General features: G+C 71.2%; 12 protein-coding genes. 4 read left to right on the top strand and 8 right to left on the bottom strand.

Features of this window, described 5'->3' with window-relative positions:
* Nucleotides 1-3: 3 nt before the first annotated feature.
* A complete protein-coding gene (locus ACLQ23_RS20775) occupies nt 4-3,036 on the bottom strand; it encodes a BTAD domain-containing putative transcriptional regulator (protein ID WP_425880951.1) in 3,033 nt (1,010 codons plus the stop codon).
* 352 nt (nt 3,037-3,388) lie between these two features.
* On the opposite strand from ACLQ23_RS20775, the gene ACLQ23_RS20770 reads away from it, so the two are divergent.
* On the top strand, nt 3,389-5,242 hold the full coding sequence (locus ACLQ23_RS20770; protein WP_167944036.1) for an adenylyl cyclase: 1,854 nt from the start codon (nt 3,389-3,391) through the stop codon (nt 5,240-5,242).
* A gap of 187 nt (nt 5,243-5,429) precedes the next feature.
* Nucleotides 5,430-7,121 (top strand): discoidin domain-containing protein, encoded by a 1,692-nt coding sequence (locus tag ACLQ23_RS20765; protein WP_425880950.1) that lies wholly within the window; start codon nt 5,430-5,432, stop codon nt 7,119-7,121.
* Nucleotides 7,122-7,172: 51 nt separating this feature from the next.
* On the opposite strand, the gene ACLQ23_RS20760 is transcribed toward ACLQ23_RS20765, so the two are convergent.
* Nucleotides 7,173-8,039: a metallophosphoesterase family protein gene (locus ACLQ23_RS20760; RefSeq protein WP_425880949.1), complete on the bottom strand. Its 867-nt coding sequence runs from the start codon at nt 8,037-8,039 to the stop codon at nt 7,173-7,175.
* Between the two features lie 139 nt (nt 8,040-8,178).
* On the opposite strand from ACLQ23_RS20760, the gene ACLQ23_RS20755 reads away from it, so the two are divergent.
* Nucleotides 8,179-9,030, top strand: a complete 852-nt coding sequence (locus ACLQ23_RS20755) for an alpha/beta fold hydrolase (RefSeq protein ID WP_053659619.1) — start codon at nt 8,179-8,181, stop codon at nt 9,028-9,030.
* Nucleotides 9,031-9,136: 106 nt separating this feature from the next.
* Here ACLQ23_RS20755 and ACLQ23_RS20750 read toward each other — a convergent pair whose 3' ends face one another.
* The 5 genes from ACLQ23_RS20750 to ACLQ23_RS20730 are packed head-to-tail and all read right to left on the bottom strand — an operon-like array spanning nt 9,137 to nt 13,699.
* On the bottom strand, nt 9,137-9,766 hold the full coding sequence (locus tag ACLQ23_RS20750; protein WP_425880948.1) for a hypothetical protein: 630 nt from the start codon (nt 9,764-9,766) through the stop codon (nt 9,137-9,139).
* Nucleotides 9,763-11,169: a selenium-binding family protein gene (locus ACLQ23_RS20745; RefSeq protein ID WP_425880947.1), complete on the bottom strand. Its 1,407-nt coding sequence runs from the start codon at nt 11,167-11,169 to the stop codon at nt 9,763-9,765. The genes ACLQ23_RS20750 and ACLQ23_RS20745 overlap by 4 nt, the downstream gene beginning before the upstream one ends.
* Before the next feature lie 15 nt (nt 11,170-11,184).
* Nucleotides 11,185-11,916, bottom strand: a complete 732-nt coding sequence (locus ACLQ23_RS20740) for an ABC transporter ATP-binding protein (protein WP_425880946.1) — start codon at nt 11,914-11,916, stop codon at nt 11,185-11,187.
* A complete protein-coding gene (locus ACLQ23_RS20735; RefSeq protein WP_425880945.1) occupies nt 11,889-12,722 on the bottom strand; it encodes an ABC transporter permease in 834 nt (277 codons plus the stop codon). Before ACLQ23_RS20735 ends, ACLQ23_RS20740 begins: the two co-directional genes overlap by 28 nt.
* Nucleotides 12,719-13,699: an aliphatic sulfonate ABC transporter substrate-binding protein gene (locus ACLQ23_RS20730; RefSeq protein WP_425880944.1), complete on the bottom strand. Its 981-nt coding sequence runs from the start codon at nt 13,697-13,699 to the stop codon at nt 12,719-12,721. Before ACLQ23_RS20730 ends, ACLQ23_RS20735 begins: the two co-directional genes overlap by 4 nt.
* Nucleotides 13,700-13,879: 180 nt before the next feature.
* On the opposite strand from ACLQ23_RS20730, the gene ACLQ23_RS20725 reads away from it, so the two are divergent.
* Nucleotides 13,880-15,064, top strand: coding sequence for an LLM class flavin-dependent oxidoreductase (locus tag ACLQ23_RS20725; RefSeq protein WP_053659629.1), 1,185 nt, complete (start codon nt 13,880-13,882; stop codon nt 15,062-15,064).
* Nucleotides 15,065-15,175: 111 nt separating this feature from the next.
* On the opposite strand, the gene ACLQ23_RS20720 is transcribed toward ACLQ23_RS20725, so the two are convergent.
* The gene (locus ACLQ23_RS20720) at nt 15,176-15,571 is read right to left on the bottom strand and encodes a hypothetical protein (protein WP_053659631.1); all 396 of its coding nucleotides are present in this window, start codon (nt 15,569-15,571) and stop codon (nt 15,176-15,178) included.
* Between the last annotated feature and the right edge of the window lie 216 nt (nt 15,572-15,787).

Raw genomic sequence — 15,787 nt, 5'->3', positions numbered from 1 at the left:
TGGTCAGAGCTGGGCGCGAGCCTCGCTCGGGCTCAGCTCCGTGCCTTCGGCGACCAGGGCGTCGAAGCGTTCCCGCCCGAGGACGGCCAGGACGCGTTCGGCCACCCTGTCGGTCTCGTCCCGTTCGGTGGGAGAGGCGGGAGAGTGGGTGGCCAGCCGGGCGGCAGCCGCCGCGCCGAGGAGCCGGGCGGCGGCCTCCGGTGAGCGCGCCGCCGACGCCATCCCCTCCAGGGGCCCGATCGTGTCCCGTGTCGACGCGATCGCCTCGGCAGCCGCGAACGCCTCGACGTGCAGCGCGAGCGCGGCGTCCGGGTCGCCGTCCTGTTCGACCGCGTAGCCCAGCTCGACCAGGACCAGCGGCAGGTACAACGCCGGGCAGGGCTCGGCCCGGCCCTGCTCGACGAGGTGGCTCAGGTGGGTGACGGCGACGTCGCGCTTGCCGTCGCGGCGGGCCGCCAGAGCGAGGCTCATCTGCGCGAAGACGATGGCGCTGGGCGTGGCCTGCTCCAGCGCCATCTGGTACGCGCGTTCGGCGAGTTCGCGGCCCTGCGCGTAGTCGCGGGTCTGCACCGCGAGCCAGGCCAGCCAGGACAGCGTGCTGCCGACCTGCGGCCACAGCGCCAGTTCCTCGGCCCAGCGCAACCCTTCCCGGTGCAGGGCCGCGGCGCGTTCGTGCTCGCCGCGCATGTCCGCGAGCCCGCCCACCCACTCGGTCGCGACGAGCCGTCCCCACCTGTCGCCGAGCTTCGCGAACAGCGCGGCGCTGCGGGTCGCGGCGCTCTCCAGTGCCTCCTGGTCACCCATCGCGTGCGCGAGCCTGGCCCGGGAGGTGAGCACCGCGGCCTCGGTCCACGGATCGGCGACGGTGGTGGGCAGCAGCTCCGCCGCCAGGGTCAGGTCACTGTGGTCGATCAACGCGTTCGCCGCGAACCAGGCGGCCCGTTCGTCTGACCCGCCGGCCACTGCGGCCCGTACGTCGGCTGGCCGGATCTCGTCGCCCTGCAACAGCGCGAAGCCGACCCGCCAGGGCGCTGCCCGCGCCTCCTGCTCCTCGTCGCGTATGGCGAGCGCCCGCCGTGCGTCGGTGAACCGGCCGCGCAGGTACCAGTACCAGCTCAACGCGACGGCGAGGCGCAGCCCGCCGCCGTTGTCCAGCGCCGCGCGCAGGTTCGCCGTCTCGGCGTCCAGCACCGCCAGCCATCGCTGCTGGTCGGCGCCGCGAAGCCCCGGGTCGGCGCGTTCGGCAAGCTCGGTGTAGTAGGCGGCGTGCCGTGCCCGGACCTCGTCGGCGTCGGTGAGGCGGTCCAGACAGAACGCGGCGACCGATTCGAGCAGCCGGTAGCGCGGTGCCGTGCCCGAGTCGTCGAGCACCACGAGCGACCGGTCCACGAGTCGCGCCAGCGTGTCCAGGTCGCTTCCGCAGACCCGCTCGGCGGCCTCCGGGGTGCAGCCGTCGCCGAACACGGCAAGCCGGGCCAGGGCGAGCCGGTCCGCCTCGTCCAGCAGGTCCCAGCTCCAGCTGATGACCGCGGTAAGCGTCCGCTGGCGCGGCGGCACGTCCCGCTGCTGTGTGGCGAGCAGCCGGAACCGGTCGTCGAGCCGCTGCACCACGCCCCGCACGCCGAGCGCCCGTACCCGGGTCGCGGCCAGCTCCAGCGCCAGCGGCAGGCCGTCGAGACGGCGGCAGAGCTGGGCCACCGCCGGCGCCGTGCGCGCGTCGAGCCGGAAGCCGCGCTGCTGCGCGCCGGCACGTGCGGCGAACAACAGGGCCGCCGCCGAGCGCCGGACCGTGTCCAGGTCACCGTCGCCGGGCACGGACAGAGGGGGTACGTCCCAGAGCAGCTCCCCGGTCAGCCCGAGCGGCTCTCGGCTGGTGGCCAGCACGCTCAGCCCGGGTACGTCGCGCAGCAGCCGGGCCACCAACTCGGCGACCGGCTCGATGACGTGTTCGCAGTTGTCCAACACGAGCAGCAGGTGACGTTGCCGCAGCGCCGCGACGAGCCGGTCGACGGCGGATAGGCTGCTGCCGGGGGACTCGCGCACGTCCAGCGCGCCGAGCACCTGTTCGGCGATGCCGCTGTCACGGGCGGGCAGCGGTGCCAGCTCGACAATGCGGACGCCGTCGGGGACGGTACGGGCTGCCTCGATGGCGAGTCGCGTCTTGCCGACCCCGCCCGGCCCGACCAGCGTGACCAACCGTTGCCGGGGCAGCAGAGCTTGCAGCTCGGCCAGCGCCTCGGCCCGTCCGATCAGCTCGTCGAGCTGGGCGGGGAGGTTGTCGCGGGTGGTCGTCGCCTTCGGTGGCGCGCTCAGGTCGGCGTCCTGTTCGAGGATCCGGCGATGCAGGGCGACAAGCTCCGGGGCAGGGTCGAGCCCCAGCTCGTCGGCGAGCCGGTCGCGAAGGTCGGCGTAGCTGTCCAGCGCCTCGGACTGGCGGCCGGCCGCGTACAGCGCCTGCAGATGCACGGCCCGCAGGCCCTCGCGCAGCGGGTGCCGGGCGACCAGTTCCGCCAGGTCGGCGGCGACCAGGTCGTGCTCGCCGCGCGCCAGCCGGGCCGCGGCCAGCCGCTCGTGCACGGCGAGGCGCTGCTCGGCGAGGCGGGTCGCCTCCGCCCGGACGAACTCGGCGTCGGCCACGTCCGCGTACGCGTCGCCGCGCCACAGCGCGAGGGCCTCGGTGAGTCGGTCGACGTCGGTGCACCGGGCAAGTTCGGCGAACCTGTCGGCGTCGACCGCGTCGACCCGCAGCAGGTAGCCCGGTGGTCGGGACTCGACCAGGTCGCGGGCACCGGGCTCGGCGTCGTTGAGCGCCTTGCGCAGCTGGGACACCCGCACCTGGAGGGCACCGGCGGGGTTGGCGGGGGGTTCCTCGCCCCACAGGTCGTCGATGAGCCGGTCCGCGGACACGACCCGGTTGCGGTTGGTCAGCAGGTCGGCCAGCAGGGCGCGCACCTTGGTGCCGGGTACCACCACCGGCTCGCCGGCGTCGGTGGTGACGGCGAGCGGCCCGAGCACCCCGAACTGCACGGCGGTCATCGTAACGTCGCCCCGCGGCCCCAAAAGCGCTCCCAACCCCCTCCGACCCGCTCCCGACCCCTCCCGAGCCGCTCCCGAGCCGCTCCCGACCCCCTCCGACCCCGTCGATCATGGAGTTGTGGTGGTCGAAATACCGGCAGAAATCCACTAAGTCCCCCACCACAACTCCATGATCGACGAGCGGGGTGGGGCGGAGCGGGGCGAGGGGGGTGAGGGGGGCGAGGCGGGTTCCGGTGGCGATGGGGTGGGTGGGCTTGTGGGATGGCGTGACGGCTTGGGGGCGGGTAGAAACGGGGGCAAGAGAGCGCTCTCTTGCTGGGCGCCCGTCTGGCCAGTGGATTGGACGAACCGCATGACAAGCCCGTCCCGACGTACCCTCCTTCTCGCTCTGCTGGTGACAGCCGCCGTCACCATGACCAGCACCGCCGCCACCGCCGGTCGCCCCACGGGCGGCGCTCCCGACTTCGGACCCAACGTGACGATCTTCGACCCGGCCATGCCGGTCAGCGAGATCCAGCGGACCCTCGACGCGGCCCACGCCCGCCAGGTCGACAACGAGATGGGCACCGAGCGGCACGCGTACCTGTTCAAGCCCGGCACCTACGGCACTGCCGAGCGGCCGTTGCAGGCCAAGGTCGGCTACTACACCGAAGTGTCCGGCCTCGGGGCCTCGCCCACCGACGTCACAGTCAACGGCAAGCTGGAGGTCTACAACCGCTGCCTCGCCGACGGTGGCACCGGCAACTGCCTCGCGCTCGTCAACTTCTGGCGCACCCTGTCCAACCTGTCGCTCACCATCAACGCCGCGGGCCAGGACGACTGCCGGTCGACTGCGAACTTCTGGGCGGTGTCCCAGGCGGTGTCGATGCGCCGGCTCAACATCAACGGCGGCGGGCTGTCGTTGATGGACTACTGCACCGCCGGCCCGCAGTACGCAAGCGGCGGTTTCATCGCCGACTCGCGGCTGCCGGCCACCACGAACGGGTCCCAGCAGCAGTGGCTGACCCGCAACAGCGAGGTCGCCAGCTGGTCCAACGCCGTGTGGAACCAGGTCTTCGCGGGCGTGGAGGGCGCGCCCGACGACGCCACGTTCCCCGACCCGCCGTACACCACCCTCGACACCACGCCGCTGAGCCGGGAGAAGCCCTACCTGTTCGTCGACGGCAGGGGTCGCTACAACGTGCGAGTGCCCGCCGCGCAGCGCGACAGCCGTGGTGTCTCCTGGGCCGACGGCATGACGCCGGGCCGGACCATCGGCATCGGTGACTTCTTCATCGCGAAGCCGTCCGACCCGGTGCACGTGATCAACAGCCAGTTGGCGCGCGGTAAGCACCTGCTGCTCACCCCCGGCGTGTACGACATCGCCCGCAGCATCGAGATCCGCCGCGCCAACACAGTGGTGCTCGGCATCGGGCACGCCACGCTCACCGCCGTCAACGGCGCCGTCCCGCTGGACGTCGCAGGTGTCCCCGGCGTGATCGTCGCCGGTGTCACCATCGACGCCGGCACCGTCGAGTCACCGGTCCTGCTGCGTGTCGGTCGTCAGCACGGTCACCAGGCCAGCAGCCGCACCAACCCGACCACGCTGTCCGACGTGTACTTCCGTGTCGGCGGCCCGCACATCGGCCGGACCAACACCGCGCTGGAGGTCAACAGCGACAACGTGCTCATCGACCACACCTGGGTGTGGCGCGGCGACCACGGGGTCGAGGGCTTCACCGAGGGTGTCAACGGCGACACCGACCGCTGGCGCACCAACACCGGTCGCTACGGCGCCGTCATCAACGGCGACCACGTGACCGCCACCGGCCTGTTCGTCGAGCACTTCCAGCGCTACAACACGGTCTGGAACGGCGAGCACGGCACCACGATCCTCTACCAGAACGAGCTGCCGTACGACCCGCCGACGCAGGCCGACTGGATGAACGGCCGGGTCAAGGGGTGGGCCGGCTACAAGGTCGGCGACCGGGTACGCCACCACACCCTGTACGGCGGCGGGGTCTACGTCTTCAACCAGAACAACCCGTCGATCCGCACCGAGAACGGCTTCGAGGTGCCGAGGCGGCCGGGCGTGAAGCTGCACCACATCATGACCGTCAACCTCAGCGCCGGCACGATCGACCACGTGGTCAACGGAGTCGGCGAGGCTGCCGACATGACGAAGGTCGGTGCGCCGGTCTACATCGCGGAGTACCCCACCCCGTAACGGGTCCGCGTGCCGGAACGGGGGTCGGAGCCGCGGTGGCTCCGACCCCCGCCCCCGTCCGGCAGCTCGATTGAATCTTCCGCTTCACTGGCCGCAAATTGCAACGCCCAGTCAAACTCTTGCGGGTCGACATCCGTTGCTGCCACGATGACCGTCAATGCCTTCCGTCCCGAAGGAGTGGTCACCCATGGCGGTCTCCCGCCGCGGATTCGTCGGATCGGTGCTGGCCGGGTCCGCCCTCGCCGCCACCTCCACCACCGAACTGCTCGGCGCCCTGGCCCGACCCGCGTACGCCGCCAGCCCGGTGGGCGACGTCGTCGGCAAGGTGTCGGTCGGCTACCAGGGCTGGTTCAGCGCCCCCGGCGACTCCGCACCCATCGGCGGCTGGTGGCACTGGGGCCGGGACCGGTTCCAGCCCCCGTCACCTGCCAACACCACGATCGTGTCCTGGCCGGACATGCGCGAGTACACACGCGGCTACCCCACCGCCTACCCGAACCTCGGCAACGGCTCGCCCGCCACACTCTTCTCCTCCTACGACCAGCAGACAGTGGACACCCACTTCCGCTGGATGCAGGAGCACGGCTGCGACACCGCCGCGCTGCAACGGTTCAACCCGTTCGGCGACGAGGGCCCGACCCGCGACGCGATGACGCAGAAGGTCCGCTCCGCCGCCGAACGCCACGGCCGGAAGTTCTACATCATGTACGACGTCACCAGCTGGACGAACATGCAGTCGGAACTCAAGACCGACTGGACCACGAAGATGTCAGCGCACACCGCCTCCCCGGCGTACGCCCGGCAGAACGGCAGGCCGGTCGTCTGCATCTGGGGCTTCGGCTTCGACGACCCCGGGCGACCCTTCGCCCCGGCACCCTGCCTGGAGGTCGTCAACTGGTTCAAGGCGCAGGGCTGCTACGTCATCGGCGGAGTGCCGACCTACTGGCGGCAGGGCGTCAACGACTCGCGCGCCGGCTTCCTCGACGTCTACCACGCCTTCAACATGCTCTCGCCGTGGATGGTGGGCCGGACCGGCACCCTGGAAGGGCTCGACTGGTTCCACACCAACGTCAACGTGCCTGACCTCGCGGACTGCGCGGCGCGGGGCATCGACTACCAACCGTGCGTGATGCCCGGCGACCTCTCCTCGGGGCACCGCCGCCACGGGGACTTCTACTGGCGGCACCTCTACAACATGATCCGACTCGGTGCCCAGGGCCTCTACGTGTCCATGTTCGACGAGTACAACGAGGGCAACCAGATCGCCAAGACCTCCGAGACGCAGGCGACGACCCCCGCCGGGGCGGGCATCCGGTCACTGGACGAGGACGGCGTCGCCTGCTCCGCCGACTACTACCTGCGGATCACCGCCGACGGTGGCCGCATGCTCAAGGGCCAGATCGCGCTCACCCCCGTACGCCCGACGCCGCCGGTGCTCGGCGGCACGCCCCCGCCGCCCGGCGGTGACCTGGCCGCCGGCCGACCCACCGCCGAGAGCAGCCACACCCAGATCTACGGCTCCGGCAACGTGGTCGACGGTGACCCGAACAGCTACTGGGAGAGCGTCAACGGCGTCTTTCCGCAGTGGGTCCAGGTCGACCTGGGCGCGACGCGTACCGTCGGTCGGGTGGTGCTCAGGCTGCCGCCGTCGGCGGCCTGGGGCACCCGGACGCAGACCCTCGCTGCGCACGGCAGCACCGACGGAACCAGCTTCGGCACGCTCGTCGCTGCGGCGGGCCGCACCTTCGACCCGGCCACCGGCAACCAGGTGACGCTCACCGTCGCCGCCGCGCAGACCCGCTACGTGCGGATCACCCTCACCGGCAACACCGGCTGGCCGGCCGGTCAACTCTCGGCTCTGGAGGTCTACGCCAGCTGAACCGTCGCAGGGGTGGCCACCGGCTCCGGCCGTTGGCCACCCGATGGCCCGTCAGCCTGTCGTCTGCCGCATCCGGCGCATGTCCTCCGCCGGGTCGATGGTGCGTACCGGGCGGGGCGTGGACCCGCGCCGACGCCACTCGCGCGGATAGCCCAACGAGACCTCCTCGAAACGCACACCGTCGTGGAAGGTCGTACGCGGAATGTGCAGGTGCCCGTAAACCATCGTGGACGCGCCGAAGCGCAGGTGCCAGTCGCGGGTGCGGACCGTGCCGCACCACTGGGCGAACTGCGGGTACCACAGCACGTCGGTGGGCTCGCGGACCAGCGGGTAGTGGTTGACAAGCACTGTCGGCAGCTCCGGGTCGAGCTCGGCTAACCGGCGTTCGGTCTCGGTGACCCGGGCGTCGCACCACGCCTCCCGACTCGGGTACGGGTCGGGGTGCAGCAGCGCCTCGTCGGTGCACACCACCCCGGCCGCGTACGCAAGGTCCAGTGACTCCTGCTTGGTGCGCGCCTCGGGCATCCGGAACGTGTAGTCGTACAGCACGAAGAGCGGGGCGATGGTGGCCGGACCGCCCGCGCCGTCCCACACCGGGTACGGATCCTCCGGCGTGACGATCCCCAGCCGCCGGCACAGCCGCACCAGCTCCTGGTAGCGGGCCTCGCCGCGCAACTGCACCGGGTCGTTGGGAGGCGTCCACAACTCGTGGTTGCCCGGCGCCCAGATCACCTTCGCGAAACGGCTGCTCAGCAGCCCGAGGGCCCATTCGATGTCGGCGTACCGCTCGGCCACGTCGCCGGCGACGATCAGCCAGTCGCCGTCGTGCTCCGGGCGTAGCTGCTGGACGAGCTCCCGATTCTCCGGATAGCCGATGTGCAGGTCGCTGACAGCCCGTAGCCGAGGGGGAGGAGTCACCCCCCAACGCTAGGCCGCCCGGCGGGATCGGAAAACCCCTGTTCCTGCGACGTTGGGCGATCCATCGGTCCGCATATCCGGCGGCCTGACGGGAAAGCGCGGACGTCCGACAGCCCCGATCCGGAGCAGGAGACACAACATGCCTTTCATCACCGTAGGGACCGAAAACTCCGCGCCCATCGACCTGTACTACGAGGACCACGGATCCGGTCAGCCGGTGGTGCTGATCCACGGCTTCCCGTTCAACGGGGCGACGTGGGAAAAGGAGGTCACTCCGCTGCTCAACGCCGGATACCGGACCATCACCTACGACCGGCGCGGCTTCGGCAATTCGGCCCAACCGGCGTTCGGGTACGACTACAACACCTTCGCGGCGGACCTCGACGTGTTGATGACCGAACTGGACCTGCGGGACGCGATCCTTGTGGGCCACTCGATGGGCACCGGCGAGGTCGTCCGCTACCTGGGCAACTACGGCTCGCAGCGGGTGAGCAAGGCCGTGCTGCTGAGCCCGCTGCAACCGATGCTGGCCAAGGCCAAGGACAATCCGGAGGGCGTGGACACAAGCCTCTTCAAGGGCTTCCAGGACGCCATCATCAAGGACCGCTTCGCCTACCTCACCCAGTTCTGCGACGCGTTCTTCAACTACAGCGAGAACAAGGGCAAGCTGGTCAGCGACGAGGCGTACCGGGCGCACTGGCAGATCGGCGCGATGGGCTCGGCCAAGGCCACCCACGACAGCGTCGACGCCTGGCAGGAGGACTTCCGCGGCGACCTGCCGAAGATCGACGTGCCGGTGCTGATCGTCCAGGGCGACAAGGACAACGTGCTGCCGTACCCGGTCACCGGTCAGCGGCTCGCCCCGATGATGCCGACGGCCCAGCTCGTCACCCTCAAGGGCGCACCGCACGGTATCCCGTGGACGAACGCGGACGACGTCAACAAGGCGATCATGGCCTTCCTGAAGCAGCCGGCGAAGGCCCGCGCCTGACCGCTCCGGCTCGCTGACACCAGGGCGGCGACGCAGCCGCCACGCCCGACCCGTGCTGGCCTCCGGCCGGCGCGGGTCGGGCCGCTTCGCGCCCAGAGGCTGGAGCTCACGCTCGAATCAGCGTGACCACCCCGGCTGCAACGAGCACACCGGCCCAGAGCCGGTCGACGTTGAACCACGCCCGGCGCAGCACCCCCACCCCGAACACCTGGTAGACAAGCACCGCGACGACCAGTGCGGTGCCGAGCATTGCCACCGTGTGCACCCCGGCCGCCGCCAGCCCGGGCAGCGCGCCCATCGGCGCGGCGGACAGGTGCCCGGCGTGGCCCCCGGCCGTGGACTCGTGCACAAGCACCGGCAGCAGCATCAACCCCGCGCCGTGCGCCGACGACATGAGAAACGACCAGCCGGCGAGCTGCGCCGCTGACATCCGCATCCCCGCCCAGCGGAAGTGCCGCTCGGACAGCAACCGCCACAACCCGAAACCCACAAGGAGTACGCCGCCGGCGACCGCCAGGATGGTGCTCGCCGTCACCGAACGGGTCGCGGTGACCAGCGCGGCGACGATCCCCACCGAGGCCAGGTGTCCCGCCGCGATGGGCGGCAGCGAGCGCAGCAGGGCCGTCCTGCTGCGCTCCTGGAGGCCGCGGGCCACCGCGAACAGCCAACCCATGGCTGGGTTCAGGCCGTGGAACGCGCCGAGGGCGGCGAGCGTCACCCAGGTGCCGACGGTCACGGGAAGCAGTACGAGTCGGAGGATGCGTCCCCGCCCTGCAACCGCGTCTGGTGCACGCGCAGGCCACGGAACTCGTCGCCGTGCGGGAAGAACCTGACGTCCGGGGTGAGACCGCCGGCTTCCACGTCAACGTCCAGCTTGGCCAGCCAGGCGCCCACCCCGTCCGGATAGAACTGGTCGTCCCAGGCGCCGTAGAGGGAGTTGCTGACGTAGACCCGCCGGCCGTCCCGGCTCACCTCGACCATCTGCGGGCCGCCGGCCAACGCCTCGTCCGGCGCGGACGGGTGCGCAGTGCGGCGGACGATCCCGCCGAGGTGCACCGAGCCCGTCAGCACCGGGTGCAGCGGGTCGCTGACGTCGTACTGGCGCAGCTCCCCGGTGCCCCAGCAGGAGACGTACAGGAAACGGTCGTCGACGGACAGGTCGATGTCGGTCACCAGCGGCGGCACCGCGCCGAACGGCTTGAGCAGGTCGGGCAGGTCCGCGGGGTCGGCCGGCTCCGCCGGAATGTCGATCACCTTGGTGACCGCCCAGGCGTCACCGTCGCGGTGCCACAGCCAGATCGAGGCGGACAGGTCCTCGACGCTGATCACCACCCCGACGAACCCGTACGACTTCGTCGGGTCGTGCGCCGGGCGTAGCTCCAGTGGCATCTGATACTGGTCGCCCAGGTCGACCCGCTGCACGTGCCGGCGCTTCGCGAGATCCCAGAAGTGGATGGCGTGACCGTAGCGCCGGCCCAGCAGCAGCTCACCGATGATGCCGTCCTCGATCATCGACGGGGTGCCCCACTCGCTTGTGACAAGCACGTCCTGGGTGAGGTGCCACCACATGTCGTACGCCAGGAACTGTGGCCCCCGGTCGGCCTCCCACGCCCCGCGTACCTCGAATGTGGTGTGGTCCAGGATGGCGATGCCGCCCGGACCCTCCGCGCCGTCCGCGCCGCCGAGAGCCGAGACGTAGATGCCGTCCGGGCCACAGTGCACCGTGTGCGGGCGGGAGTAGCCGGCGCGCTTGGCCAGCTCCTCCGGCCCGATCACCTTCACCACCTGGGGTTGGCGCGGGTCGGGCTGGGTGTCGATGACGTGGATCCGCGACGAGCGCAGGCCGGGCACGATCAGGTAGCGCCGCTCGACGTGCGGGTGCGGGGCGGTCGGGCAGAGCGCACTGCTGCACGCGTTCCAACCGAAGTGGTGCAACTCGTCGCCCAGGTGCGGCAGGTCGGTCCAGCCGACGACCCGGCCGTAGTCGGGGGAGTCGGGGTCGGTGTCCAGCACCACTATCGCGTCAGGCCGGGTGGCTGTCCGGTCGAACGCCGCCACGTAGGCGAGCTTCTCCGCGGGCGCGTTCACCGCCTCACCGGGGGAGGGATAGAAGGTGGGGTCGGGGGTCCAGCGAGCCATCGAGGTCTCCGCTCGTCAGATGGTGGGAACGCCGAGTTGGTCGAGCAGGTGCCGGCGCAGCGCGCCGAAGGCCGGGTCGTCCGGCGTACGGGTGGGTGCCAGGTCGACAGGCAGGTCCGCAGCGATGCGGCCCGTGTCCAGGAGCAGGATCCGGTCGGCGAGCAGCAGGGCCTCCTCCACGTCGTGGGTGACAAGCAGGGCAGCGAAACCGTGCTCGGCGCGCAGCCGGCGCAGCAGCATCTGCATCCGCAGGCGGGTCAGCGCGTCAAGGGCGCCGAACGGCTCGTCGAGCAGCAGCAGGTCCGGTTCGCGGACCAGCGCACGTGCGACGGCCACCCGCTGTGCCTGCCCACCGGACAACTCGGCAGGCCAGGCCCGGTGCCTGTCGGCCAGCCCGACCTCGGCGAGCGCCCGCTGGATGCGGCCGGCCGGATCGGGGCCGGACAAACCGAGCCCGACGTTCGCCGCGACCCGCTTCCACGGCAGCAGCCGGTGTTCCTGGAAGACCACTGCGGCGGTGCCGTGCACGGCGATCTCGCCGCCGGCCGCGCCGTCCAGCCCGGCGAGGATGCGCAGCAGCGTGCTCTTGCCCGAACCGCTGCCGCCCAGCAGGGCCACTACCTCGCCCCGCGCGATGCTCATATCGACCCCGGTCAGCACTGTCGTCGGCCCGAACGCGCGGCGGACCGCCCGGGCGGTGAGCACGGGCGCCGCACCGGTCAGGTGGCCCGCAGTCCGCGACGCCATGTCAACATCTTCCTCTCCGCAACACGCAGGGCAAGGTCGGATATCAGTCCGAGCAGGGCGTAGACGAGCAGGCCGAGCACCACCACATCGGTCTGGCTGAACTCGCGGGCCTCCATCATCAGGAAGCCGATTCCGGTCTGGGCGTTGACCTGTTCGCCGACGACGAGGCTGAGCCAGGCCGCGCCGATGGCCAGCCGCAGGCCGAGGAACAGCGCGGGCAACGCACCGGGCAGCACGACGTGGCGCAGTCGGGCGGCCTGGCCGAGCCCACAGGTACGGGCCGCCTCGACAAGCCGTTCGTCGATGTCCCGGATGCCGGCGTAGGTGTTGAAGTAGATCGGGAAGAACGCACCCAGGGCGACCAGGCTGATCTTGAGCGGTTCGCCGATGCCGACCCAGATGATCAGCAGCGGGACCAGCCCCAGGTGCGGCAGCATTCGGCCCATCTGCACAGGCGGGTCCACAAGGTCGTCGCCGAGCCGCAGCAACCCCGCCACCGTGCCCAGGATCAACGCCAGCACGCCGCCGATCAGCAGCCCGACTCCGGCGCGGGTGAGCGAGTCGACCAGGTGTACGGCGAGCGTCCCGTCACGGGTCAGCCGCCAGCCGGTGGCCAGCACCTCGCTCGGCGCGGGCAGCTTCTCCGGCGCCAGCAACCCGACCTGGGCCGCTGCCTCCCAGCCCAGCACCAGCACGACCGGGCTCACCAGCCGTCGCCACCGCCGGGCCGGCCGCTCACGGCGAGTCGCGACCGGCGCGGCGGCGGGGACCTCGGCGGGGGCCTCGACGAGAGTCGTACGGCTCACCGGAACACCTCGCTGAACCGGTCGTCGATCCGGGACCGCATGTCGACAGGGCCCGGGATGAGGCCCAGCGAGATGAAGCTGTCGGTGATCGCCTGGAGTTCGTCGCCGATGTCCGGGCCGACCGGGGCGAGCGGCTTGGCGCTGCGGGCCAGGGCGCGGCTGGTGACGTCCTCGGGGATCTTCAGCTCCGGCGCGAGGATGCGGGCCCGCTCCTGCGGGTTGGCGATGCCCCAGTCGGTCACCTCGCGGTACCGCTTGAGGAACGTGCGGATCTCGTCGGAGCGGTGTTCGACGGCGTCCGGTGCGGCCAGGACGTACTCGCGGTTGCTGGCCAGCCCCGTCGCGTCCGCGAGCACGCGGACCCCCGGCTGCTCGGCCAGGGCGAAGTACGGATCCCAGATCACCCAGGCGTCGACCTGCCCGTTGTCGAACGCGGGTCGGCCCTCGGCGGGTTTGAGGTACTTGACGTCGATGTCCTGCAACGTCATGTTGTTGGCCTCCAGCAGCCGGACCAGCAGCCAGTGCACGTTGGAGCCCTTGTTCAGGGCGACCCGCTTGCCCTTCAGGTCGGCGAAGGTGCGGTAGCCGCTGTCGGCCTTGACCAGCACGGCCTCACCCTGCGGGATCGGCGCGGAGGTGCCGATGACGGAGAACGGGATCTTGCCGGCCGCGGCGAAGACCGGTGGGGCCTCGCCGACCTGTCCGATGTCGATGGATCCGGCCTTGAGTGCCTCGGTGAGCGCCGGTCCGCTCTCGAACAGCGACCACTGCACTCCGGGGGTGGCGTCGCGCGCCTTGACCAGGCTCAGCCCGCCGAAGCGCTGGTAGCCGATGCGGAGCGTACCGGGGTCGTCCTTGGCGTCGGCGGACCCGCCGCAGGCGCTCAGGGCGGTCGTGGCGATCAGGGCCGCAGCCGTCAGGGCGGCCGTGACCAGCCTGCGGCGATGCAGGTGGCGGCTCGTCGAGGGGGTACGCATGGCGACTCCTTGGGTCGGGCAGGTGAACCGGGCCACGTCGACCGGTAGGGGTCGGGGCGGTCGGTAGCCTACTAACCCGATAGGTTTTATGGGTAGAGTGGCGGCGGGATCGTCCCAACCCTCAGGAGCGGCCCTCCCACCGCAGTGCCTACCGACCACGCACCGAAGGAAAGAGCCGAGATGACCCTCACCTTCCACTGGTTCCTGCCGACAAACGGCGACAGCAGGGACATCGTCGGCGGCGGACACGGCATGCCGTCCGGCACTGCCGGTCGTGCCCGACCAGCAAGCGTCGCCTACCTCGGGCAGATCGCCCGCACCGCCGAGCAGCTCGGCTTCGTCGGCGCGCTCACCCCGACCGGCGCGTGGTGCGAGGACGCCTGGCTGAGCACCGCGATGCTCACCGAGGTGACCGAACGGCTCAAGTTCCTTGTCGCCTTCCGACCGGGTCTGCTGGCACCCACCCTGGCCGCCCAGATGGCGTCCACCTTCCAGCGGCTGTCCCGGGGTCGGCTACTGCTCAACGTGGTCACCGGAGGCGAGTCCCAGGAGCAGCGGGCGTTCGGCGACTTCCTGGACAAGGACGCCCGGTACGCGCGGGCCGACGAGTTCCTGCACATCGTGCGCGGGCTGTGGCGAGGTGAGACAGTCGACCACACGGGCACCCACCTGCGCGTCGAGCAGGCGCGGCTGCACCGGCTGCCCGACCCGACGCCACCTGTCTACTTCGGTGGCTCGTCCGCCGCCGCACTGCCGGTGGCGGTACGGCACAGCGACGTCTACCTCACCTGGGGCGAACCGCCGGCCCAGGTCGCCGAGAAGCTCGACCGGGTACGGTCGCTCGCTGCCGCCGCTGGCCGTGAACTGCGCTTCGGCATCCGGCTGCACGTCATCGCCCGGGACACCGCGGACGAGGCGTGGGCGCAGGCCCGTCGCCTGCTCGACGGCATCGACGAGGCTGACATTCTGGCAGTGCAGAACGGGCTACGCCGCAGCGAATCCGAGGGGCAACGCCGGATGCTCGACCTGCACGGCGGCTCCCGCGACGGACTGGAGGTCGCACCCAACCTGTGGGCCGGCGTCGGGCTGGTCCGTGGCGGCGCCGGCACCGCGCTCGTGGGCAGCCACACCGAGATCGCCGATCGGATCGCCGAATACCACGCGCTCGGCATCGACGAGTTCATCCTCTCCGGTTATCCGCACCTGGAGGAGGCGTACTGGTTCGGCGAAGGTGTGCTGCCGATCCTGCACGAGCGCGGGCTGTGGCGGCACCCCGATGGTCAGCCGGCGACCGAGCACGTCGACGTCCCGTTCGCGGGAGCGCCCGGGCCGCGCCGCGAGCCGGAGCCCGCCGCGGCCCACTGATCCCATCGCGCTCTCGACTGCGGGTCAGGAGTCGTGGCCAGCAGACCCTGACGACGGGCATCCCAACGTCACGCCCGGCCGGGGCGACCCACGTCCCGGCCGGGCCGTGCCCTAGCGGTTCCGGCTGGCCAGCGCCCTGCCGATGCGCCGTCCCGCGAGGCTCACCACAGTGCTGCCGGCGGCCATGCCGACAAGCACCAGGAATCCACCGACCGCCCACAACCCGCTGTCGTCGGTCGACGCGGCCTGCCACGACCAGGCCACAGTGAAGGCGATCGTCATCACCGGCGCCACCAGCCACGGGCTCAGCCGCGTACCGGCCAGGGCGGCGAGCAGCACGAGCGTCAACACGCAGCCGATCACCTGCCACGGCTCGTACGGACCGCTCGTCGAGCTGGTCTCCGGGTCGACCGTGTACTCGGTGTCCCAGCCCAGCCAGAGCAGCCACACCCCGACCGTCGCCACCGCCAGGAACGCAGCGCCGAACAGTTTCTGATTACCCCTCATCGCCGTCACCGGGTGATCATCCCCTGCGCGTCTCCGGACACCCTGAGCACCCGTACCCACTGTCGCGGGCACGGCTGTGATCCCGAACGGACTGTTGCCCCGGCCCGTGGCGGTCCTCTACGGTCTGATCAAGCGGTGGGCGGTGCGGTCCGCATCCGACCGGAAGCCGCCGGGTGCTCGTCGCGCGGGCCGGGATGGTGGAGTCCCGGGTCACCC

This window comes from Micromonospora sp. DT41, assembly GCF_049841715.1.
GTDB lineage: Bacteria > Actinomycetota > Actinomycetes > Mycobacteriales > Micromonosporaceae > Micromonospora > Micromonospora profundi.
This window is presented reverse-complemented; position numbering and strand designations above follow the sequence as displayed.

Excerpts from the sequence above, each read along its gene's own strand:
- ACLQ23_RS20725 (WP_053659629.1), top strand. The coding sequence starts at position 13,880 with ATGACCCTCACCTTCCACTGGTTCCTGCCGACAAACGGCGACAGCAGG.
- ACLQ23_RS20755 (WP_053659619.1), top strand. The coding sequence starts at position 8,179 with ATGCCTTTCATCACCGTAGGGACCGAAAACTCCGCGCCCATCGACCTG.
- ACLQ23_RS20740 (WP_425880946.1), bottom strand. The coding sequence starts at position 11,916 with ATGGCGTCGCGGACTGCGGGCCACCTGACCGGTGCGGCGCCCGTGCTC.
- ACLQ23_RS20720 (WP_053659631.1), bottom strand. The coding sequence starts at position 15,571 with ATGAGGGGTAATCAGAAACTGTTCGGCGCTGCGTTCCTGGCGGTGGCG.
- ACLQ23_RS20765 (WP_425880950.1), top strand. The coding sequence starts at position 5,430 with ATGGCGGTCTCCCGCCGCGGATTCGTCGGATCGGTGCTGGCCGGGTCC.
- ACLQ23_RS20770 (WP_167944036.1), top strand. The coding sequence starts at position 3,389 with ATGACAAGCCCGTCCCGACGTACCCTCCTTCTCGCTCTGCTGGTGACA.
- ACLQ23_RS20775 (WP_425880951.1), bottom strand. The coding sequence starts at position 3,036 with ATGACCGCCGTGCAGTTCGGGGTGCTCGGGCCGCTCGCCGTCACCACC.
- ACLQ23_RS20745 (WP_425880947.1), bottom strand. The coding sequence starts at position 11,169 with ATGGCTCGCTGGACCCCCGACCCCACCTTCTATCCCTCCCCCGGTGAG.
- ACLQ23_RS20730 (WP_425880944.1), bottom strand. The coding sequence starts at position 13,699 with ATGCGTACCCCCTCGACGAGCCGCCACCTGCATCGCCGCAGGCTGGTC.